Below are 459 nucleotides of genomic sequence, written 5' to 3'. Positions count from 1 at the left end.
CAATCAAGGTGCCCTGATGTCCTGACTCTTCCGGCGCGACGCTACCGGTCCCCTCGTCCGTCACAGCGGAGATCATCGCAGACAATTACGACTGGATTCAGGTTCCTGGCGGTACGGGCGCGGTAGGGGATCGCCATCCGAATGCCCTTGGCGGGCTGAGAAACGGTGCTCTACCTGCAAAAATAGTGGAGCCGATGACGGGAATCGAACCCGCGTATTCAGCTTGGGAAGCTGATGTTCTGCCATTGAACTACATCGGCATGGTGCTGACGAAGGATAGCAACTCGGCCCGGGTTGTGGGCAAGGCGGTGCGGGCATCGCCCCGGCGAGTCTAAGAAATTGACGCCGCAGCAGCCGCACAGTGGAGACCGCCGGGCGGCGAAGATTGCCGGCGCAGGTGGTCGCGGTTGCCCAGTGCCGACTGGGTGCGTCGGGCGCTGTGGCGAAACATTCCACCCC

Annotated in this window: 1 tRNA gene; it reads right to left on the bottom strand. The window is 62.3% G+C overall.

From position 1 onward, the window contains the following. Positions 1-186: 186 nt before the first annotated feature. Positions 187-260, bottom strand: a tRNA-Gly gene (locus RNB18_RS51795). Positions 261-459: the final 199 nt, after the last annotated feature.

Origin of the sequence: Streptomyces doebereineriae (genome assembly GCF_031845645.1) — a bacterium.
Taxonomy (GTDB): Bacteria; Actinomycetota; Actinomycetes; order Streptomycetales; family Streptomycetaceae; genus Streptomyces; species Streptomyces canus.
The sequence above is the reverse complement of the archived record's forward strand: the minus strand, read 5'-3'. Positions and strand labels throughout refer to the sequence as shown.